At 39.6% G+C, this 212-nt stretch carries 1 rRNA gene; it reads right to left on the reverse strand.

The window, feature by feature from the left end:
• A 5S ribosomal RNA gene (gene rrf, locus AAEZ22_RS18730) occupies window positions 1-77 on the reverse strand; the annotation flags it as partial.
• Window positions 78-212 lie beyond the last annotated feature (135 nt).

Here is a 212-nt window from a genome sequence, read left to right on the forward strand (position 1 = left end):
CTATCATCGGCGCTGTTTCGTTTCACTACTGAGTTCGGCATGGGGTCAGGTGGGTCCAAAACGCTATTGTTACCAAGAAAATTCGTTTCAATTTTCTTATTTTTATAATTTATTCAATTTAAAGTCTCTCGACTAAATTTGGAGCCTGGCAATGTCCTACTTTCACATAGCAAATGCTACACTATCATCGGCGCTGTTTCGTTTCACTACTG

Source organism: Pseudoalteromonas sp. 20-MNA-CIBAN-0454 (assembly GCF_040308685.1).
GTDB classification, from domain to species: Bacteria; Pseudomonadota; Gammaproteobacteria; order Enterobacterales; family Alteromonadaceae; genus Pseudoalteromonas; species Pseudoalteromonas nigrifaciens.